19 protein-coding genes are annotated in these 20,559 nt (G+C 59.9%); 8 read left to right on the top strand and 11 right to left on the bottom strand.

What is annotated here, in order from left to right; translation table 11 throughout:
- Positions 1 to 25 precede the first annotated feature (25 nt).
- Positions 26 to 871: a bifunctional methylenetetrahydrofolate dehydrogenase/methenyltetrahydrofolate cyclohydrolase FolD gene (gene folD, locus GJ695_RS02430; RefSeq protein WP_154362033.1), complete on the bottom strand. Its 846-nt coding sequence runs from the start codon at positions 869 to 871 to the stop codon at positions 26 to 28.
- 265 nt (positions 872 to 1,136) lie between these two features.
- On the opposite strand from folD, the gene aceE reads away from it, so the two are divergent.
- The 5 genes from aceE to GJ695_RS02455 all read left to right on the top strand — a co-directional run bounded on the left by aceE (position 1,137) and on the right by GJ695_RS02455 (position 8,194).
- Positions 1,137 to 3,827: a pyruvate dehydrogenase (acetyl-transferring), homodimeric type gene (gene aceE / locus GJ695_RS02435; protein ID WP_154362034.1), complete on the top strand. Its 2,691-nt coding sequence runs from the start codon at positions 1,137 to 1,139 to the stop codon at positions 3,825 to 3,827.
- A 19-nt stretch (positions 3,828 to 3,846) separates the two neighbouring features.
- Complete coding sequence (gene aceF, locus GJ695_RS02440; protein ID WP_154362035.1) at positions 3,847 to 5,508, top strand: dihydrolipoyllysine-residue acetyltransferase; 1,662 nt, start codon at positions 3,847 to 3,849, stop codon at positions 5,506 to 5,508.
- 6 nt (positions 5,509 to 5,514) lie between these two features.
- The gene (lpdA, locus tag GJ695_RS02445) at positions 5,515 to 7,314 is read left to right on the top strand and encodes a dihydrolipoyl dehydrogenase (RefSeq protein ID WP_154362036.1); all 1,800 of its coding nucleotides are present in this window, start codon (positions 5,515 to 5,517) and stop codon (positions 7,312 to 7,314) included.
- A gap of 60 nt (positions 7,315 to 7,374) precedes the next feature.
- Positions 7,375 to 7,758, top strand: coding sequence for a hypothetical protein (locus tag GJ695_RS02450; RefSeq protein ID WP_154362037.1), 384 nt, complete (start codon positions 7,375 to 7,377; stop codon positions 7,756 to 7,758).
- Between the two features lie 109 nt (positions 7,759 to 7,867).
- Entirely contained in the window at positions 7,868 to 8,194 is a 327-nt protein-coding gene (locus tag GJ695_RS02455) for a TfoX/Sxy family protein (RefSeq protein ID WP_154362038.1), read from the top strand.
- Between the two features lie 18 nt (positions 8,195 to 8,212).
- Here the strand turns inward: GJ695_RS02455 and GJ695_RS02460 are convergent, their stop codons facing one another.
- From GJ695_RS02460 to GJ695_RS02485, 6 genes are all read right to left on the bottom strand, one after another.
- Positions 8,213 to 9,208 carry a rhomboid family intramembrane serine protease gene (locus GJ695_RS02460; RefSeq protein WP_166455042.1) on the bottom strand — a complete coding sequence of 332 codons (996 nt, stop codon included), beginning with the start codon at positions 9,206 to 9,208 and terminating at the stop codon, positions 8,213 to 8,215.
- A 55-nt stretch (positions 9,209 to 9,263) separates the two neighbouring features.
- Positions 9,264 to 9,434: a hypothetical protein gene (locus tag GJ695_RS02465; RefSeq protein ID WP_154362040.1), complete on the bottom strand. Its 171-nt coding sequence runs from the start codon at positions 9,432 to 9,434 to the stop codon at positions 9,264 to 9,266.
- 123 nt (positions 9,435 to 9,557) lie between these two features.
- Positions 9,558 to 11,699, bottom strand: a complete 2,142-nt coding sequence (locus tag GJ695_RS02470; RefSeq protein ID WP_154362041.1) for a peptidase domain-containing ABC transporter — start codon at positions 11,697 to 11,699, stop codon at positions 9,558 to 9,560.
- 10 nt (positions 11,700 to 11,709) lie between these two features.
- Positions 11,710 to 12,969, bottom strand: a complete 1,260-nt coding sequence (locus GJ695_RS02475) for an HlyD family secretion protein (RefSeq protein ID WP_154362042.1) — start codon at positions 12,967 to 12,969, stop codon at positions 11,710 to 11,712.
- Positions 12,970 to 13,417: 448 nt separating this feature from the next.
- Positions 13,418 to 14,716 carry a M20/M25/M40 family metallo-hydrolase gene (locus GJ695_RS02480; protein ID WP_154362043.1) on the bottom strand — a complete coding sequence of 433 codons (1,299 nt, stop codon included), beginning with the start codon at positions 14,714 to 14,716 and terminating at the stop codon, positions 13,418 to 13,420.
- A gap of 22 nt (positions 14,717 to 14,738) precedes the next feature.
- Positions 14,739 to 15,161 carry a PACE efflux transporter gene (locus GJ695_RS02485; RefSeq protein WP_154362044.1) on the bottom strand — a complete coding sequence of 141 codons (423 nt, stop codon included), beginning with the start codon at positions 15,159 to 15,161 and terminating at the stop codon, positions 14,739 to 14,741.
- 91 nt (positions 15,162 to 15,252) lie between these two features.
- On the opposite strand from GJ695_RS02485, the gene GJ695_RS02490 reads away from it, so the two are divergent.
- Both GJ695_RS02490 and GJ695_RS02495 read left to right on the top strand, forming a co-directional pair.
- Positions 15,253 to 16,164: a LysR family transcriptional regulator gene (locus GJ695_RS02490; RefSeq protein WP_154362045.1), complete on the top strand. Its 912-nt coding sequence runs from the start codon at positions 15,253 to 15,255 to the stop codon at positions 16,162 to 16,164.
- A 33-nt stretch (positions 16,165 to 16,197) separates the two neighbouring features.
- On the top strand, positions 16,198 to 16,860 hold the full coding sequence (locus GJ695_RS02495; RefSeq protein WP_154362046.1) for a thiol:disulfide interchange protein DsbA/DsbL: 663 nt from the start codon (positions 16,198 to 16,200) through the stop codon (positions 16,858 to 16,860).
- A 3-nt stretch (positions 16,861 to 16,863) separates the two neighbouring features.
- Here GJ695_RS02495 and GJ695_RS02500 read toward each other — a convergent pair whose 3' ends face one another.
- From GJ695_RS02500 to GJ695_RS02515, 4 genes are all read right to left on the bottom strand, one after another.
- Positions 16,864 to 17,376 carry a GNAT family N-acetyltransferase gene (locus tag GJ695_RS02500; RefSeq protein WP_154362047.1) on the bottom strand — a complete coding sequence of 171 codons (513 nt, stop codon included), beginning with the start codon at positions 17,374 to 17,376 and terminating at the stop codon, positions 16,864 to 16,866.
- Positions 17,373 to 18,305, bottom strand: a complete 933-nt coding sequence (locus GJ695_RS02505; protein WP_154362048.1) for an alpha/beta fold hydrolase — start codon at positions 18,303 to 18,305, stop codon at positions 17,373 to 17,375. Before GJ695_RS02505 ends, GJ695_RS02500 begins: the two co-directional genes overlap by 4 nt.
- Before the next feature lie 9 nt (positions 18,306 to 18,314).
- Positions 18,315 to 18,497, bottom strand: a complete 183-nt coding sequence (locus tag GJ695_RS02510; protein WP_154356210.1) for a hypothetical protein — start codon at positions 18,495 to 18,497, stop codon at positions 18,315 to 18,317.
- 76 nt (positions 18,498 to 18,573) lie between these two features.
- Entirely contained in the window at positions 18,574 to 19,287 is a 714-nt protein-coding gene (locus GJ695_RS02515) for a TetR/AcrR family transcriptional regulator (protein WP_154362049.1), read from the bottom strand.
- Positions 19,288 to 19,418: 131 nt separating this feature from the next.
- On the opposite strand from GJ695_RS02515, the gene GJ695_RS02520 reads away from it, so the two are divergent.
- The gene (locus GJ695_RS02520; protein WP_154362050.1) at positions 19,419 to 20,555 is read left to right on the top strand and encodes an HlyD family secretion protein; all 1,137 of its coding nucleotides are present in this window, start codon (positions 19,419 to 19,421) and stop codon (positions 20,553 to 20,555) included.
- The last annotated feature ends 4 nt before the right edge of the window (positions 20,556 to 20,559 follow it).

Consider the following 20,559-nt stretch of genomic DNA (forward strand, 5'->3'; position numbering starts at 1 on the left):
GCACACCGCATACAGGGGTCTGGGGTTAAGTGCGCTCAGCCGCTTCCACCGTGTTCATCAGCAGCATGGTGATGGTCATCGGACCCACACCACCCGGCACCGGTGTGATGTGCGACGCCACTTCCTTGATGCCGTTGAAATCCACGTCGCCGCACAGCTTGCCGTCTTCGTCACGGTTGATGCCGACGTCGATCACGATCGCGCCCGGTTTCACCATGTCGGCAGTCAGGGTATTGCGGCGGCCGGTTGCGGCCACGACCACGTCCGCCTGGCGGGTGTACACGCCGATGTCCGGAGTCGCACTATGGCAGATGGTGACGGTGGCGTTCGCTTGCAAGAGCAGCAGGCCCATCGGCTTGCCCACCGTATTGCTACGGCCGATCACCACCGCGTGCTTGCCGCGCAGGTCGACGCCGGTGCTTTCGATCAGCTTCATGCAGCCATACGGCGTGCAAGGGCGGAAACCTTCCAGGCCGGTCATCAGCTCGCCGGCGCTCAGCACCGAATAGCCGTCCACATCTTTCTTGGTGGAGATGGCCTCGATGACCTTGTGCGGGTTAATGTGTTTGGGCAGCGGCATTTGCACCAGAATGCCGTGGATGGCCGGATCGGCGTTCAACTGGGCGATACGGTCCAGCAGCGCGGTTTCGGTCAGATCGGCCGGGTACTGGTCCTTGAGCGAATAGAAACCGGCGTCCTCGCAAGCCTTGACCTTGTTGCGTACATAAACATGGCTGGCCGGATCGTCGCCGACAATAATCACGGCCAGGCCGGGTTGCTTGCCTTTGGCGGTGAGGGCGGCAGCACGTGCAGCAATTTCAGTGCGCAGTTTTTTGGAGAGGGCGATTCCGTCGATCAGTTGAGCAGGCATGATTTAACCAGAGTGGTAGAGGGAGAACAGCATTATAAGGCCGCACAGCTCATCCCGCCTCGTTTTCAGCGTTTGCGCCATGCTGCACTGCACAAGGTTTTCATAGGGAAATCCCATAATATGAAATGCCTTATCGTAATTTGAAAAAGCCAAAATAGACTGCTAGAATCCCCACACGTCATTAAAGTAATAGTAAATAATCAGCAAATTCTTTACCCGGAAGCCGCATGGTTCGGGGCACATCTCAACTCAGGAGACTTAATACATGTCAGCTCAACTTGACCAGGTAACGGCAAACACCGACCCTGATTCGCAAGAAACCAAAGAATGGTTGGATTCCCTGGCCGCAGTGCTGGAACAAGAGGGCCCTGATCGTGCTCATTACCTGCTGGAACGCCTGATTGACCTGGCCCGCCAAAGCGGCTCGGACATCCCGTTCTCGGCCAATACCGCTTACGTTAACACCATTCCCCTGAGCCAGGAGCAGCATTGCCCAGGCAACCTGGAATACGAAGAAAAACTGCGCTCGTGGATGCGCTGGAACGCCATGGCGATGGTCGTCAAGGCCAACCGCTTCGACGGCGACCTCGGTGGCCACCTGTCCTCGTTCGCCTCGCTGGCCAACATGCTGGGCATCGGCTTCAACCACTTCTGGAAAGCGCCAAGCGAAAATCACGGCGGCGACCTGCTGTACATCCAGGGCCACTCGTCGCCAGGCGTCTACGCCCGCGCCTTCCTGGAAGGCCGTCTGACCGAAGACCAGTTGCTGCACTTCCGTCGCGAAGTCGACGGTGGCGGCCTGTCGTCGTATCCGCACCCGAAACTGATGCCAAGCTTCTGGCAGTTCCCGACCGTGTCGATGGGCCTGGGCCCGCTGATGGCGATCTACCAGGCACGCTTCCTGAAGTACCTGCACGCGCGCTCGATCGCCGACACCACCGACCGCAAGGTCTGGGCATTCTGCGGCGACGGCGAGATGGACGAGCCGGAATCGCTGGGCGCGATCGGCATGGCCGCCCGCGAGAAGCTGGACAACCTGGTCATCGTCGTCAACTGCAACCTGCAGCGCCTGGACGGCCCGGTGCGCGGCAACGGCAAGATCATCCAGGAACTGGAAGGCGAATTCCGTGGCGCCGGCTGGAACGTGGTCAAAGTCATCTGGGGTCCAGGTTGGGACGCGCTGCTGGCCAAGGATAAAGAAGGCATCCTGCGCAAAGTGATGATGGAAACCGTCGACGGCGAGTACCAGAATTACAAGGCCAAAGACGGTGCCTACGTGCGCAAGCACTTCTTCGGCAAGCATCCAAAGCTGTTGGAGATGGTTGCCAACATGACCGACGACGACATCTGGCGTCTGACCCGTGGCGGTCACGATCCGCACAAGATCTACGCGGCGTTCAAGGTCGCACAGGAACACAAAGGCCAACCGACCGTCCTGCTGGTGAAAACCATCAAGGGCTTCGGCATGGGCAAGCACGGCGAAGCACGCAACACCGCGCACAACACCAAGAAGCTGACCGACGAAGCCGTGCGCGAAATGCGCGACCGCTACTCGATCCCGATTCCGGACGATCAACTGGCCGACATCCCGTTCTACAAGCCAGCCGACGACGCACCGGAAATCAAGTACCTGCACGAGCGCCGCGCCGCGCTGGGCGGCTACCTGCCGGCCCGTCGCCAGCACGCTGACGAGAAGCTGACCGTTCCTCCTCTGAGCGCCTTCCAGAACGTCCTGGACGCCACCGCCGAAGGCCGTGAAGTGTCGTCGACCCAGGCTTACGTGCGTATCCTGACCACGCTGCTGAAAGACCAGAGCGTCGGCCCACGTATCGTGCCAGTGCTGGTCGATGAATCGCGTACCTTCGGTATGGAAGGTCTGTTCCGCCAGGTCGGTATCTTCAACCAGCAAGGTCAGTTGTACGAGCCGGTCGACAAAGACCAGGTGATGTACTACCGCGAAGACAAGGCTGGCCAGATCCTGCAAGAGGGTATCAATGAAGCCGGTGGTATGAGCTCGTGGATCGCTGCTGCGACTTCGTACTCGACCAACAACCGCGTGATGATCCCGTTCTATACCTACTACTCGATGTTCGGTATGCAGCGTATCGGCGATCTGGTGTGGGCAGCGGCCGACATGCGCGCGCGCGGCTTCCTGATGGGCGGCACCGCCGGCCGTACCACGCTGAACGGCGAAGGCCTGCAGCACGAAGACGGCCATAGCCACCTGTTCGCAGCGGCTGTGCCAAACTGCATGCCGTACGATCCGACCTTCGGTCACGAGCTGGCAGTGATTATTCAAGACGGTATGCGCCGCATGGTGGAAGAACAGGAAGACGTGTTCTACTACATCACCATCATGAACGAGAACTACCCGCACCCAGGCATCAAGCCAGGCCAGGAAGAGGGCATCCTGAAAGGTATGTACCTGCTGCAGGAAGGCGACAAGAAAGCCAAGCAGCGCGTGCAGCTGATCGGTTCCGGCACCATTCTGCGCGAGTCGATCTTCGCTCAGGAACTGCTGCTGAACGATTGGGGCATCGCCGCCGACGTGTGGTCCGCTCCTTCGCTGACCCTGGTGGCACGCGATGGCCAGGACGCCGAGCGTTGGAACCTGGTCAACCCGACCGCAGAACAGCGCGTGCCTTACGTCTCGCAACTGCTGAAGGATACGCAAGGTCCGATCGTTGCGACGACCGACTACATGCGCGCGTTTGCTGAACAGATCCGCGCCTTCATTCCTAAAGACCGCACCTACCGCGTTCTGGGCACCGATGGTTTCGGCCGTTCGGACAGCCGCGCCAAGCTGCGTGAGTTCTTTGAGGTGAACCGTTACTACATCACGGTCGCCGCACTGAAATCGCTGGCTGAAGAAGGCAAGATCGATGCGAAAGTGGTTGAACAGGCTGTGGCCAAGTACAACCTCGATCCAAACAAGCCAAATCCGGTGACCCAATAATTAGAACGGAGCAAACGCTATGAGCATTGTGGAAGTTAAAGTCCCGGATATCGGCGATTTCAAGGAAGTTGAGATCATCGAGGTGATGGTTAAAGCTGGCGACACCATCAAGGTCGATCAGTCGCTGATCACCGTTGAATCGGATAAGGCCAGCATGGAGATTCCTTCGTCCGCCGCCGGCGTGGTGAAAGAGATCAAAGTGAAGGTTGGCGAGAAGGTTGCCATGGGTTCGCTGGTGCTGCTGCTGGAAGCTGACGGCGCCGCCGCCGCACCGGCTGCTGCTCCTGCGCCGGCTCCTGCCGCCGCCGCGCCAGCACCTGCACCTGCCGCCGCTGCGGCCCCGGCGCCTGCGCCGGCAGCATCGGCCGGCCCGGTCGACGTCAAAGTACCGGACATCGGCGACTTCAAGGAAGTGGAAGTCATCGAAGTCATGGTCAAGGTTGGCGACACCATCAAGGTCGATCAGTCGCTGCTGACCGTTGAATCGGACAAGGCCAGCATGGAAATCCCATCGTCGCACGCCGGCGTGGTGAAAGAAGTGAAGGTCAAGGTCGGCGACAAGGTTGCCATGGGCACGATCGTGTTCGTGGTGGACGCGGTTGGTGGTCCAGCTGCCGCACCTGCCGCCGCAGCGCCTGCAGCCGCCGCTGCGCCAGCGCCGGCCGCCGCGCTGTCGCCAGCACCTGCACCGGCTGCCGCTGCCGCCGCGCCGACCGCATCGCAAGGCTCGGTCACCACCGGCAAACTGGCGCACGCATCGCCATCGATCCGCAAGTTCGCCCGCGAACTGGGCGTGGACCTGGGCAAGGTGCCAGGTTCCGGTCCTAAAGGCCGCATCACCCAGATCGACGTGCAGAATTACGTCAAGGGCGTGATCGCCGGCACCGTGGCTGCACCTTCGGGCGCCGCTGGTGGTGCCGTCGGTGGCGGCGGCAACTTCAGCGTGCTGCCATGGCCGTCGCTGGACTTCAGCAAATTCGGCGAAACCGAACTGCTGCCGCTGTCGCGCATCAAGAAGATCTCCGGTCCCAACCTGCACCGCAACTGGGTCCAGATCCCGCATGTCACGCAATTCGACGACGCGGACATCACCGACCTGGAAGCCTTCCGCGTTGAATCCAACGCCGCTACCGCCAAGAACAAGGACGCCACCAAGCTGACCATGCTGGCCTTCGTGATCAAGGCATCGGTCGCCGCGCTGAAGAAATTCCCGACCTTCAATTCGTCGCTGGACGAAAAAGGCGAGAACCTGATTCTGAAGAAGTACTACAACATCGGCTTCGCCGCCGATACGCCGAACGGCCTGGTTGTCCCGGTGATCAAAAACGCCGACCAGAAATCGGTCACGCAGATCGCCAAGGAAATGACCGAACTGTCGCTGCAAGCGCGCGAAGGCAAGCTGAAACCGACCGACATGCAAGGCGCGACCTTCACCATCTCGTCGCTGGGCGGCATCGGCGGTACGCACTTTACGCCTATCGTCAACGCGCCGGAAGTGGCGATCCTGGGCTTGTCCAAGGCATCGCTCAAGCCGGTGTGGGACGGCAAGGCATTCCAGCCACGCCTGCTGATGGGCACCTCGCTGTCCTACGACCACCGCGTGGTCGATGGCGCGATGGGCGCGCGCTTCTCCGTGTACCTGAGCGAAGTGCTCGGCGACATGCGTAAAATTCTGCTGTAAGGAGCCATGATGAGCACAGAAGTAAAAGTGCCGAATATCGGCGACTTCGCGGAAGTAGAAGTAATCGAAGTGATGGTCAAGGTGGGCGACACGATCAAGGTCGATCAGTCGCTGATTACCGTGGAATCGGACAAGGCCAGCATGGAAATCCCATCGTCGCACGCCGGCGTGGTGAAGGAAGTGCGCGTCAAGGTTGGCGACAAGGTCAAGGAAGGCGTTGCGCTGCTGGTGGTTGAGGCCAGCGAAGGCGCTGCCGCTCCTGCGCCAGCCGCCGCTGCGCCAGCGCCTGCAGCCGCCGCACCTGCGCCGGCGCCGGCTGCTGCCGCTGTTGCCGCTGCCGCACCGATCGCCGCGCCAGCCGGTAGCAGCTACACCGGTCAGGTCGACATCGACTGCGACATGATGGTGCTGGGCTCCGGCCCTGGCGGCTATTCGGCTGCGTTCCGCGCGTCGGACCTGGGCCTGAACACCGTGCTGGTCGAGCGTTACGACGTGCTGGGTGGCGTGTGCCTGAACGTGGGTTGCATCCCATCGAAAGCACTGCTGCACGTGGCCGCCGTGATCGACGAAACCTCGCACATGGCCAAGACCGGCGTGACCTTCGCCAAGCCGACCATCGACATCGACCAGGTGCGTGCGCACAAGGAAAGCGTCATCAAGAACATGACCAACGGCCTGGCCGGCATGGCCAAGGCACGCAAGACGCAGGTTGTCACCGGCGTCGGCCAGTTCCTGAGCGCGAACCACATCGAAGTCACCGCCAACGACGGCACCAAGAAAGTGGTGCAGTTCAAGCAGGCCATCATCGCCGCCGGTTCGTCGGTGGTGAAGCTGCCGTTCGTGCCGGAAGATCCACGCATCGTCGACTCGACCGGCGCGCTGGAACTGCGTCAGATCCCGAAACGCATGCTGGTCATCGGCGGCGGCATCATCGGCCTGGAAATGGCGACCGTCTACTCGACCTTCGGTGCGCGCATCGACGTGGTCGAAATGATGGACGGCCTGATGCAGGGCGCCGACCGCGATGCGGTCAAGGTCTGGCAGAAGTACAACGAAGCCCGCTTCGACAACATCATGACCAAGACCAAAACCGTGGCGGTTGAAGCGCTGCCGGAAGGTATCAAGGTCACGTTCGAAGCGGCGGAAGCCGGCGCCACCGCGCCTGCGCCGCAGATCTACGACCTGGTGCTGGTCGCAGTGGGCCGCAGCCCGAACGGCAAGAAGATCTCCGCCGACAAGGCTGGCGTTGTGGTGACCGATCGCGGCTTCATCCCGGTCGACAGCCAGATGCGCACCAACGTGCCGAACATCTTCGCCATCGGCGACCTGGTGGGCCAGCCTATGCTGGCGCACAAGGCGGTGCACGAAGGCCATGTGGCTGCCGAGGCGGCAGCGGGCCAGAAGTCGCACTTCGACGTGAAGGTGATTCCATCGGTGGCCTATACCGATCCGGAAGTGGCATGGGTCGGCATCACCGAAGACGAGGCGAAAGCCAAGGGCATCAAGATCGAGAAGGGTCACTTCCCTTGGGCAGCGAGCGGCCGCGCCGTGGCCAATGGCCGCGCCGAAGGCTTCACCAAGCTGCTGTTCGACGCTGAAACGCACCGCATCATCGGCGGCACCATGGTCGGCACGCACGCCGGCGACATGATCGGCGAGATCGCCCTGGCGATCGAGATGGGCGCCGACGGCACCGACATCGGCAAGACGATCCACCCGCACCCAACGCTGGGCGAATCGATCGGCATGGCCGCCGAAGTCTACGAAGGCGTCTGCACCGACCTGCCGCCGCCGCGCAAGCGCTAAGCAGGAAGCTGAAACAAAACCGGGACACGTTCCCGGTTTTTTTATGCGTGAGGTTTGACCATGACTGCGTTCTCTTTTGTGTTCTTGCTGATCATCATAGGCCTGTACGCCAGCACCTTCAAGCTGGCGGCGTTGCTGTACCGGCGCGTGCGGCTGCGCTGGCGCGACGCCGTCATCCTCAGTTTGATGCTGATGGTGGTATTCGGCCTGGGTGTGCTCTTTAATCGTTTGTCAGGCGATGTGATTCCCGATTTGATCGGCCTGGCCGCCACGGTGGTGATTCAGGTGGGCGTGTGCGCCTGGTATCTCGCCTCGCGTGCCCATAGGCCGGATGGCCAGCCGCTGGGCAGCAATGGCGCCGCCGCAGTGGGATTGATCGGCTACGCCTTCCTCGTGCCGCTGGGATTCCTGTGGGCGGAGATGGTTTCCGTGATGCGGCATTGATCTATCTCCGCTTGTGCGGATAACAGCGTGAATATACTGCCATTTCCATTTCCTGGGACGCCTCGGCGTCGCGGCAAATATTCATTCCCAACAAATCAGGGAGTCGGGTATGGCCGCCAATGCGGAATTTGTCAGTTATATACAGGAACAGCTGGCCCCACTGGGCGCGTTAACGACGAGTCCTTTTTTCGGCGGTCGCGCCATCAAATATCGCGGCCAGCAGTTCGCCTGGATTATCGGCAGCACACTGTACCTGCGTGTTGATGACGCTACGCGCGCCGACTTCGAGGCAGAAGGTGCGCAGCCCTTCAAGTACACGACCAAAAAGGGCGAGGTCACCGTCCGCAAGTTCTACACCGCACCGGAATTCCTGCTCGACGATCCCGAGCAACTCCTTGGTTGGTCCCGCCGCGCAATCGAGGTTGCCGCGGATTGAAGCTGCGGCAGGCGACAGCTATGCTGTGAGACGTATTCTAAACAATAAGCCCCAAGCAAAACCCGTAGCTAATCCACTAAGGTGCGCAGTAAGGCTGCTATCCGGGTTTAGAACATACGGAAGATATAGATCGACTAGATTTAAATGTGAGCATGTCCAGAAAAAATGACTTGGGAATAATTCTGGATATTTTAAGGCTGAACTGTTGATATAACCGGCGATTCCAAAAATTCCGCCTGATATTCCGAGCACCGCGTCGTAGTGTGTATATGGACTCATCGCCCACGATGCCCCCATGCTTGTAAAGCAAGCAATAAAAAATACCACGATCGTGTGAACCGGCGAGATTGCACAGCCGATAACTACAGCTACGCATAAAACGAAAAAATTAGTCGACCAATGCGCTAGATCTTGATGAATAAACGGTCCGGTGAGAACTCGCCAAACTTCGCCTTCGGCAAGCTTGCTGAAGACCGAACCATAGGCCATCATGGCCGCATCGGCATCAGCAAAAAAAAGCTGTATCAGACCTATGACAAGCATTAATAATGTACACGTCGTGATAGTGCGACGTTCATTCTTTCTGATTTGAGCCGCGAATAGTGCACGATCCCTGACTTTTTTGATATCGCGATTAACTAAGAGATAATCGACAAGTGCGACCTGTAACGTAATGATTGTGGCATAAAAAATTTGAGCGGAGTTGCCTGTTGGACGAATGATATTTGTTATTCCAAATAACATTGAAGCCAACGCCAGTAAAAGCAGCGAAAAATAGTTTCGACGTGTAAATGACTTGAAAACTTCGGTTTTTAGAATTTCAATATCAAGCATAGGTAGATATGTGGCGTTTCCAGGGGAGGCTACAGTCCAATCGCTAAATGGATGCCAATATTTAATCAGTTTTTCCACCGCGTTTTTTCCAATGATCGCCTTTTCAACCCAGCCATCGCGAGCGCTCCACCCATCATCTGTATTCTGGGGTAATGTATCGATATCGCGCCAGTTCCTCATGATGCCTCCACCACTCATTGGAAGAGAGAGACGAGGGGGGCGTCTCTCAGGGTAATTATTCCATCCATTGCATAAAGGCATAACTAACAATGGCGGCGCCGCCAACGCCGATAACGACTGGACTGGTAGCAGCGAGAGCCATCATCCCAAGGGTAATTTTTATAGCTTGTGATGGCGAGAGAGCGCCGCTGATATTTTCAATTTCATGCAAGGTTAACGTTTCCATTCTTTCTCTCCTTTGAAGTTATGTGGGAAACCGGTACAGTTTTAAATAAATCTGTTTCTGTTTTGTTAATTTAATGTATTAATTTTAAGATATCAAATTTAATGTATTTTCAATTGATTTTTGTCAATTTACTTGATTTTGAGAAATTTCCTTCATTTGTTTTTCATTTTTATCTAACTGCTCTTGCTGTAAAAAAATTACTCGGTCAGCGCTCGCTATGGTATCTGGGCGATGCGCAATGATTATGCGAGTAACGGCCAGTGACTTAATCAGGTGGTTGATGGATTTTTCTGTTGCGATGTCTAAATGACTGGTCGCTTCGTCGAGGACGAGAACTTTAGGACGTTTGTACAAAGCACGCGCGAGAAGAATGCGTTGTTTTTGTCCGCCTGATAGCACCGTTCCCATGTCTCCGACCAGAGTTTGATATCCCATTGGCATCGCACGGATTTCTTCTGCAATCGCTGCCATCTCTGCGCATTTCTCAACCCAGGCATGGTCAGCATGAGGATCGAAGAAGTGAATGTTTTCGGCAATGCAACCGGCGAACAATACGTCGTCCTGCAACACCGTTCCTACCGACGCGCGTAAAAAGCCAACTCCGACACGCTGGAGGTCGATTCCGTTGACTAATATCTGACCGGTAGTGGGCGGGAGGATGCCGAGTAAAACGTTCATCAATGTTGTCTTGCCGCAGCCGGAGGGGCCGACGATCGCAACGGATTCTCCTGCTCCAATGCTGAAGTTGATGTCGTCGAGCACCATCGGTTCGAGCTCGGAGTAACGAAAGCTGAGGTGGCTAACGCAAATCAGCGGTGGAGCCGTGATGGTTTCGCTCAAGGACTCACTGTGCACGGCTTCAGGCTCCGAGAGTACGATGTCTGCCAAGCGTACACCCTGCAATTGCAGCATTTTTACGTCATAGAATTTGTCGATCAATGAACTGGCGCGCGTGTCGAATTGGCCTTTGTAAGACATGATCGCCATTAACGCGCCTGCGCTGAAATTGCCGTCGAGGACCAGACGCGTGCCCAGCCAGATGATCAGGATATTCTCCGCACCGAACAGCAGGCCGTTGAGCACCTTGTAGGCCAACTGTAATTTTTGTACCCGCAGATCTGCGTTGATCTGTTCGACCAGCAGCGTGAGCCAGCTTCCGCGACGGTAGTCCTGACGCTGAAACAATTGTATGGTTTTGATGCCGCGTATGGTTTCAAGAAAGTGTGTCTGCTGCTTTGCCGCATGGACGATTTGTTCGTCGGTTGCATTGCGAAGTGGGCTGTACCATGCCCAACGCATGATGGTGTAAAGCGCGGTCGCCGCCAAGGCGACCGCTCCCAATAGCTGGCTGTAGATGAATATCATGCCAAGGGTGATGACGGTCATGAGCCCATCAAGCACCGCTTCGAGGAACGCCGTGGTGAGAGTGTGTTGTATTTGATCGATGGCGCCGAAGCGGGAGACGATATCGCCCAAGTGGCGCTTTTCAAAGTACTGCACCGGCAGTCGGGTAAGGTGAGTAAAGACATTGGCACGCCACTGCAAATTTAACGTGGTGCCCAGGTACAGAATGCCCCAACTGCGGATGGCGCTGACTGCTTGCTGCATCAACATCAGCAGGCCGAAGCCCAGCGCCAGTGTCGTCAACAGATCGCGGTCGGCCGTCACCAGTACGTTATCGATGACCCATTGGAGAAAGAATGGCGACACGAGTGCAAACAGTTCCAGGACCAGCGCCAGTAACAGGATCTGGGCAAGTGATGTGGAAAGACCACCAACACTCCCCATCAGTTGGCGCAACTTGACGGGCTGCGCCTCTTGAGCCGGCTTGAAATCGGTGGCCGGCCAAACCTCCAACGCAACGCCAGTGAATGCCGACGACACCGCATCCCAAGATAGAGTACGTGCACCGACCGCTGGATCATGAATCAGCACCTCGTTGGCTCGGACCTCCTTGAGCACCACAAAGTGGTTGAAGTTCCAGTGCAGCACACATGGAAGTTTAAGCTGATTCAAATCCTCCAGGTCGAGCTTGAGCGGGCGCGTTCCCATATCGAGCTTTTGAGCAATCTGCATCACGTCCCTCAATGTTGCGCCTTTGAGGGAAATGGGGAATAGTCGGCGTAAAGTCATCATGTCGATCCGATGACGGTGAAATCCGGCCACCATGGCAAGACACGCCAAGCCGCATTCTGTCGCCTCGGTTTGCAGAACTATCGGTAGCGTGCGGCCCAGGCCCCAGTGCAGTGCGTTTAAAAAGGACATGGCTTTCTCCTTAAAGCTTGCCGGTAACGCTGTACAGTGGTTCAAGGACCCACTCGTAAAGCTTGCGCTTTTCCAGTAGTACGTCGGCTTCAACCTGCATGCCGGGTTGCAGCGCTTGCGGCTTGCCATAGGCTGTCATTGTCTGGCGCGCCAGCATGACGGTGATGCGGTACAGCGGTTCGCTGGTATTACTGGGAATTGTCATGCCGGTGAGCTCGCTCGCGCTTAGCGCGCTTTGGGAGACCGAGAGCACAGTGCCGTAAGCGTGGCCGAATTTTTGAAAAGGAAAAGCCTGATAACGCAGTAGCACCCGATCATTTTTGCGAATGAAACCTATGGCGCGGCTGGGGGCGTACAGGTGGGCTTGCAGCTGTGCTCCCTCGGGAATGATACTGACCACGGGTTTGCCTACATCGACGGTTTGCCCTGGCTCGGCAGTGATGGCGGTGGCAATCCCGCTTTCCGGTGCGGTGACAGCGATGTATCGCTTTGCCTCGCTCTCTGTCCATTCCTGTTCTGTGTTGGCCAGTTGACGTTCGACTTGTGCGAGCTGGTTGTGATGGCGTAGCGGCAGGCTGCCCAGATCAGTGTGCGCAACCAGCAACTCGCGCCGGATGCTGATCTCGTCCCGTTCCAGGGTTTGCTGACGCAGGCGCTGGTCCAGCACGTCGGCCTGCTTTTGTTGCATCGATTCCTTTGAAAAGAATCCCTGCTCAAACAATTGCGCAGTGCGCTGGAGCGAAGCCTCTGACAGCTCGACACGTTTGCGTTGAGAGACAAGCTGGTGAACAACATTGTTCTGTTCGGCCTCCATGACACCGATTTTTTGGCGCAGCGCAGATTGTTCGTCTTGCTGCATCTTTTTCGTATGCGCCAACTCGTCGCGCAATGACTGGGTGCGCAGCGCAACCTGCTGGCTGATGGCCTGTTGAACCTCGCTATGGTTCGCAGCCTGACGTTCGCTGGACACCACGTACAGCACATCACCCTTATGCACGTATTGATCCTCCCGCACCATTTTCCTTAGGATGACGCCAGCCTGTGGCGGATAGACCTTGACTACTCCGAGGTCTGACATCAGCTGGCCGCTGACATTGCTGCGTCTGGTGTAGCTGCCGAAGATCAGCAGGACGAGGACCAGCAAAGCAAACACCACCGCGATGGCGGTAAGCAGATTGAATGTCAGGGGCCGGATCATGGTGATCTGGCCTAGCCATGTCGCGCGGGATGCTGACAAAGCTTCTTCGCGAAATAGCGATGTCCTCTTCATAACAGCTCCGGTAGATAGGCATGAAAATGCATCATGCCGCGTTCCAACAGCTGTTATTTGTGACGCCGCAAAAGAAAATTGATGTACGGCATTTTGTTGATGAAAATCATTGCTCTATCATGGCTGCCGCCTACCATGGCCTTCGATGACAACTATTTCGGAGGATCAAATGACTCATGGAGAAGATCAAGCCAGCCTGCTGTGCGAGTTGACCGCGGCAGAACTGCAGGAGGTATCTGGTGGCAAGCCCTGGGCGATTTTCAGATCATCGACCTATTCAGGAACACTCGATGATTTGAGCACGCCCGAGGGATACCGCGCATGGAGTTGGGAGCAGTATTATCGGCTGTACGTGCAGCAAAGAGAGGCCGGAGCAGTCCTTGCGCCAGGCTTGGCCGATATCGCGATGAAATACGGTTTTGCGGAATGCTCGCCTCGAGATAAGTATTCAGCGCGTCAGGCGATACAGCAGGATCGCGGTGCGGATGGTGGCGCGTTCGATGGAGGCGATTTCCAGGTCTTCGTCCGGCGAGTGGGCGCCGTTGCCGGTGGCGCCCAGGCCGTCCAGCGAATCGAGCAGCGGGGCGACGAACTGGATGTCGCCGGCGCCGCGCTGTCCCGGCGGCAGGGCGGGAATCTCGCCCTGGCCGGCGTCCTTGCTGGCTTGCGAGTAGATCTTCAGTACCGCCAGGTTGCCGGCGGTCGGCGACATCGGCGGGTAGGAATCATGGAAAGTGATGCTGGCGCTGGTGCCCGGCAGATTCTGGGCGACGATGGCCTTCATCTTCGCGTGTGCGCGGTCGCGCTGCTCGTAGGTGAGGTAGCGCAGGTCGCCCTCCACGGTGGCGGTGCGCGAGATGACATTGGTCTTGCCGGCCGCCTGTCCGGTGGTGCCGAGCGCATTGGTGCTGGCGTCGGTGCCGCCGACGATCAGGCCCGGGCTGAAGGTCAGGTCCGGTTCGATCACCTGCTGGCGGAAGGCGTCCACAATGCGCGCCGCTTCGTAGATGGCGCCGTAGCCGGCGCTCTCGCTGAAGATGCCGCTGGAGTGGCCCTGCTTGCCGCTGACTTTCAATTCCCATGACGATGACGAGCGGCGGCCCACCGTGCCGGTATCGCGCCCGCTCTTGTCACGCACCGTGGCTTCGAAGGCGAGCGCGATGTCGCTGCGCTTGGCGGCGTTGACCATGTCGGCGCGCGACACGGCAATCGGTTCGCCGGCGTTTTCCTCGTCGCCGCTGAAGACGATGGTGATGGTGGTGTTGTCCAGCGCACCCACGCGCTGCAAGGCGCGCAGCGCTTCGACGATGATGACGTCACCGCCCTTCATGTCGTTGACGCCCTGGCCGCGCACGCGGTCGCCGTTGCGCTGCCATAGCTGCACCTGGCTGTCCTTTTCAAACACGGTATCCAGATGGCCGATCAGCAGCAGGCGCTTGCCCTGCTTGCCTTCGCGCGTGGCGATCAGGTGGCCGGCGCGCTGCATCTCGGCCGGCATGTCGGACCAGCGGGTCTTGAAGCCCAACTGGTCGAACTGCTCGCCAAACAGTTTGCCCACCGCGCGCACGCCGTCGTGGTTCATGGTGCCGCTGTTGATGTTGACCGAGCGTTCCAGCAGCTCCAATCCTTGCGCGGAATGCGCCTTCACTTCGGCGACGATTTTCTGTTCGGTGGGAGAGAGTGCATCGGCGTGCGCCGCGCTGAAGGTCAAGGCCAGGACTGCGACAGCAAGCGGATGCAACTTCATGTGGTCTCCAGTAGGTGGGGTCTTAGCCTTGCGCCGATGCGGGCAGGCCGAAGATTCGGTCGAACGTCAGGCTGAAGATATACGTATACACCATAAAGAACAACAACAGGCCGATATCCAGTACCAGCGCGTCCCACAGCGAGATGTTGAGCCACCACGCGAACAGCGGCACCAGCATCACCACCAGTCCGCCTTCGAAGCCGACGGCGTGCGCGACGCGGCGTTTCCAGTTGCGGCCACGCGTGGCCTGGCGCGCTTCCCACGACTCGAACAGCGAATTGAAGACGAAGTTCCAGATAAAAGCGATGGTCGATGAGGCGACGGCCGCCACGCCGGCATGGCTGGCGTCATGGCCGGCGCCGAACATCAGCAGGGTGCTGGTCAGGCAGACCGCGATCAGTTCGAACAGGGAAGCGTAGACAACTTTGCGTTTCAAGCCTTGCATGGTGCGTCCTTTCTTTTACAAGTCAGCATGATAAAGGTATTTTGCTGATCAAAAAAGTCGGCAGCTTTCAATTTTTCTGATAGATTAAGGCATGGCTTTCTCCTCAGATAACGTTGCTGTCTTCCTGGCCGTGCTCGATCACGGCTCCTTCTCCGCCGCCGCGCGGGCGCTGGGGCGCGTGCCGTCCGCCGTCAGCATGGCCATCGCGCAGCTGGAAGCGGAGTTGGACCTGGCGCTGTTCGAGCGCAGTTCGCGCGAGGTGCGGCCGACCGAATCGGCGCGCGCGCTGGAAGCCGAGGCGCGGCAGATGGCGGGCCAGTTGCGCCGCCTGCAGGCGCACGCGCTGTCGCTGCATCAGGGGCTGGAGCGCAGGCTCACGCTGGCGATTGCACCGGAGCTGCTGTCGGCGCCGTGGAGCGATCCGCTGGCGCGGCTGGCGGAGGAGTTCCCGTCGCTGGAAGTGGAAGTGCTGTCGGCGCCGCAGGACGACGCGCTGCGCATGCTGCACGACGGCGCCGCGCAACTGGCGCTGATCTACGAACGCACCAAGGTCGATGACCGCGAAAGCTTCCAGGAGCTGGGCAGCGAAGTGCTGGTGCCGGTGATCTCGCCGCGCCATCCGCTGGCGCTGGAACGCAACGGCAGCTTCCGATTGGAAGACCTGGTCGACCTGCGCCAGATCGCCATCTTCAGCCGCGTGGCGGAGGATGCCGACCAGCGCGTGCTCATTTCGCGCAAGGTGTGGCGCACCGACAGCCACCTCGCCACGCTGGGACTGGTGCGCGCGGGCCTGGGCTGGGCCTATCTGCCGCGTCGCCTGGCGCAGCCGCTGATGGAAAGCGGCGAATTGCTGGGCATCGTCTTCGCGCACATGAGCAGCGAACTGCGGCTGTGGGTGGATGTGGTCTGGCTCAACGACCGTCCGCTGGGCCTCGGCTCACAGCGGCTGATCGCGCTGATGCAGGATATCGCCGGATTGGAAGCGCGTCCCGCCGGGAAGTGATAATCTGCTGTCTTTGCTCTTTTGAGGATGATCATGCGTTTGTTGAAGATTGCCCTGGTGGTTGCCGGTCTGTGCGCCGCCACCGCGTTTGCCTCGCCGACCGCGCCGCGCAACGGCGCCGAATACACCACCCTGAAAGCGCCGCAGCCGGTACAGGCGCAAGGCAAGAAGGTCGAGGTGATCGAGTTCTTCATGTACCACTGCCCGGCGTGCTACGCGCTGGAGCCGGACATGCTGGCGTGGGTGAAGAAGCAGGGCGATAACATCAGCTTCCGCCGCATCCATTTGCCGCTGACGGGCGAGAACGATCCGGAAGCGCACATGTTCCTGACGCTCGACGCGCTGAAGCTGGAAGAGCAGCTGCACGCCAAGATTCTGACCACCTGGCACGTCGAGCGCCGCCGCCTGAAGAGCGACGCGGACAATATCGACTGGGCGGTGAAGAACGGCGTCGATAAGGACAAGTTCACCAATATGTACAACTCGTTCGCGGTGATCACGCGCCTGAAGAACGCCGGCCGCGTGGCGACAGCCTATCAGGTCGACAGCACGCCGACGCTGGTGGTCGACGGCCGCTTCCTCACCAATCCAACGATGGTGGACGCCAGCAATCCCGGTACGCCGCGCCAGATGCTGAATACGGCCACCTTGCAGGTGCTGGATGCGCTGGTCGAACAGGCGCGCAGCAAGAAGTAAATCTTACAGGTGGCACTGGTACAGGTGCGAGGTGTGCGGCTTGCCCGCCACCTGCGCCACCGTCGGCGCGGCCAGCACGTCGCGGATAAAGCCGGCCTTTTCCAGGATGCGCCGCGAGCCGAGGTTCTGCGGCGAGATCCAGGCGTTGAGGATGCGCAGCTTGTACTGGGTGCGCGCCAGTGCCATCAGGTGCGCGAGCGCCTGGCTGCCCAGCCCCTGGCGCGCCTGGTCGTGGGCGATGCGGTAGCCCACTTCGCCGGTGCCGGTCGCGTGATCGATGCGGCGCAGGTTGGCGCGGCCGACGATGGCTGCATCGTCATCGCTGGTCAGCACGCATGGATGCATGGCGCCGGCCTTGTAGCTATCGAGATAATCGGCGATGTGGGCGGCGACGCCGGCCGCCGAATAAAACGCCGGATCGCGCGCTTCCACATGCTGTTCGAACCATGTGCGGTTGGCCGTTTCAAAGGCCAGCAAGCGGTCGACGTCGTCGGCCTGTAGGGTGCGAATTTTCATGGATGGGCCGCCAGATAGGTCAGCATGTCGTGGTTGAACAAGGCCGCCTGCTCCATTTGCGGCAGGTGGCCGGACTGGTCGATCTCCCGGTATTCCAATGACGGTATGGCCTTGCGGATATGCGCCGACTGCGTCACCGCCAGCGTCGGGTCCTGTTTGCCCCACACCAGATGCACCGGCGTGCCGGCGCGCGCGATGGCGGCGTAGATGCCGTCGAAATCTTCCCGCGACAAGGCCATGCGCGAGCGGTACAGCGCGCGGCCGAAGCCGTGGTACTGCATCTGCGGGCGGTAGCGGTCGGCCCAGCCGGGGAATTGTTCGGGGTGCAGGAAGTCGCTGCTCTGGTTGTCCGCCATGCCCGGCACGGCGCCGGTCTGGAACAGGTAGGGGCCGAGCAGCGGCGTGGCCATCTGCCAGCCGATCCGCGGCGCGCTGTTGGACGGATCGACCAGGTTCAGCGTGCGGATACGGTCCGGATGCGTGGATGCGTAATGCGCGGTGACGTAGCCGCCGAACGACAGGCCGAACAGGTCGATCTTGCCATCGACGTTGAGGGTCTTGAGCAGCTCGTCGAGCTGGCGGTCGTAGAAAGCGCCGTCGTAGGCGGCGTCCGGCCGGTCGGACAGGCCGCGGCCGAACAGGTCGTAGCGGATGACGCGGTAGCCGGCGTCGCGCAGCGCGGCAAAGCTCGGGTCCCAGATATACGAAGGCACCGAGAAGCCGTGCACCAGCACCGCCACGCGGCCGCTGGCCGGTCCGGCCATTTCGTAGTGGGTGACGCCGTCGCTCAGCGTGACGAAGGCGCCCGGCGCCTGCTGGCGCGCTGCGGCGTCCAGCGTCAGGTGTTCGGGATTCTTGTGGTAGTAGTAGCCGGTGGCGCCGGCGCCGGCCAGCAACACGGCAAGCAGGACCCAGCGCAGCGTCTTCATGGCGGTTGCTTAGTTGACGGTGAAGCGGGCAGGGATTTCGATGCCGCCGCTGCGTGCCGCTTCAGCATACGCTTTCAGCTCGGCGACAACCGCTTCGAGCTGTTCCTGGCCGGGGTTGGCCTGGAAGTGTTTGATGCGCTCGTTCATGAGCGTGATTTGCTTGCTCCAGTCCAGACGATTCATTTTGCTCATATGCACTCCGATTTCCAAAAAATCAGTATAGAACAAAAGGCAAATGTTGGGCGTCTTTTGATGTGCGCTAGCGTACTTAGCGGCGCACGCCGTGCAGGAACAGGTCGACGCCCTCGGCCGCGCGGACGCGCAGTTCCTCGTTGGTCGGCGCGTGTTCGCGCGGGAACAGCAGGCGGCTCATGTAGTCGCCCATGATGCAGTTGATCAGGAACACCGGCAGCATTTCGGCGCGCAGGCCGGGGCGCAGCTGGGCCTTGATTTCCGGCCGGGCGAAGAAGCGCCCCAGCTCGTCGCGGGTCAGCTGCGGGCCGGCCTTGAAGAAGGTTTCCGCCAGCTCCGGCGTGGTGGTCGCTTCGGCCACCACCATGCGGTGCAGGTTGGTGAAGGTCGGCATCGAGCACAGCCGCAGGAAGCGCAGGCCGAAGTCGTGCAGGATGTCTTCCATCGGCCGCGGATCGGTTTCCATCGCTTCCATGCCGGACATGAAGTTCTCGCGGCCGTTGGCGATGATGGCGTTCAGCAGTCCGGCCTTGCCGCCGAATTTCACGTAGATGGTGCGCACCGCCACGTGGGCTTCGCGGGCGATCATTTCCAGGCTGACCTTGCTGTAGCCTTTTTCCAGGAACAGCTGGCCTGCCGTGTGCAGCAGCGCCTCGCGGCGGGCGGCCTTGTCGGCGGCGCGCGGACGGCCGGCGGCCTTGCCGAAGCAGGGCGAATCAGGGGAATAGTGGCCTTCCGGACAATCTTGCTCGTCCAGCGCGGCGGCGTCGGTCGGGGCGGTGGTATTCATGGCGGTCGAATGATAGCGAATGTCGCCATGCTAGTCCAAAAAAAAATGAAATGCAACCGTTTCATTTCTTGACTTTGGGCAGAAACCAGCCATAATGCTCCCATCTCATTTCATTTTTCTCGGAGCTGTCCATGTCCACCCAAGAACAAAAACTCAGTGCTGTTCCACCGGCCGCTGGCGCCGCTCCTGCTGCGCCAGCCGCTCCGGCCGCCGCTTCGCAGCCGCCGAACCGTCGCGTCCTGGTGATCGCCGCCATCGTCGCCCTGGTCGCCATCGGCGTGGGTGGCCGCATGTGGTATCGCAGCCATTACTATGTCGAGACCGACAATGCCTACGTGGCCGGCCACGTGACGCCGGTGTCGTCGCGCATTTCCGGCGTGGTGACCAAGCTGCTGATCGAGGATAACCAGCTGGTCAAGGAAGGCGACGTCATCGCCGAACTGGACCCGTTCGACCAGGGCGTGCGCGTGGAACAGATCCAGGCGCAGATCGCGTCGGCCAAGCAGCAGGTGGTGCAGGCCGACGCCCAGATCGTGCAAGTGCAGGCGCAGGCCAGCGCCGCCGCCGCGCAAGTGGCGCAGTCGCAGGCGCAGCTGGTGCGTGCCAATCAGGATGCCGAGCGTTTCGGCCAGCTGTATAACAGCCAGATGAAAGCCGTGTCGAAGTCCGAGCTGGACGCCGCCGTCGCCGCCCGCGCCAGCGCCGTGGCCGATGTCGCCGCGCGCAAGGACAGCACCGCCGCCGCCAAGGCGCAGATCGAGTCGGCCAAGTCGGCGCGCGATGTGGCGCAGGCGCAGGTCGCCGTGCTGCAAGTGCAACTGAAAGACGCGCAGCAGCAACTGGCGTACAACAAGATCCTGGCGCCGGTGACGGGCCGTATCGGCAAGCGCACCATCGAGGTGGGCCAGCGTGTCCAGCCGGGCCAGCAGCTGACCGCCATCGTGCAGGAAAACGTCTGGCTGACCGCCAACTTCAAGGAAACCCAATTGGCGGAACTGAAGCCGGGCCAGGAAGTCAAAGTGTCGGTCGATGCGCTGCCGGGCCGTGAGCTGATCGGCAAGGTGGACAGCTTCTCGCCAGCCTCCGGCGCGCAGTTCGCGCTGCTGCCGGCCGATAACGCCACCGGCAACTTCACCAAGATCGTCCAGCGCGTGCCGGTCAAGGTCACCTTCAAGCCGGAAGACGTGAAGGCCCTGAGCGGCCGTCTGGTGCCGGGCATGTCGGCGATTGCCGAAGTGTCGCTGAAGTCTGACAACGCCGCCCGCTAAGGAG

The sequence above is a fragment of the Duganella alba genome, assembly GCF_009674495.1.
In the GTDB taxonomy this organism is placed as follows: domain Bacteria; phylum Pseudomonadota; class Gammaproteobacteria; order Burkholderiales; family Burkholderiaceae_D; genus Rugamonas; species Rugamonas alba.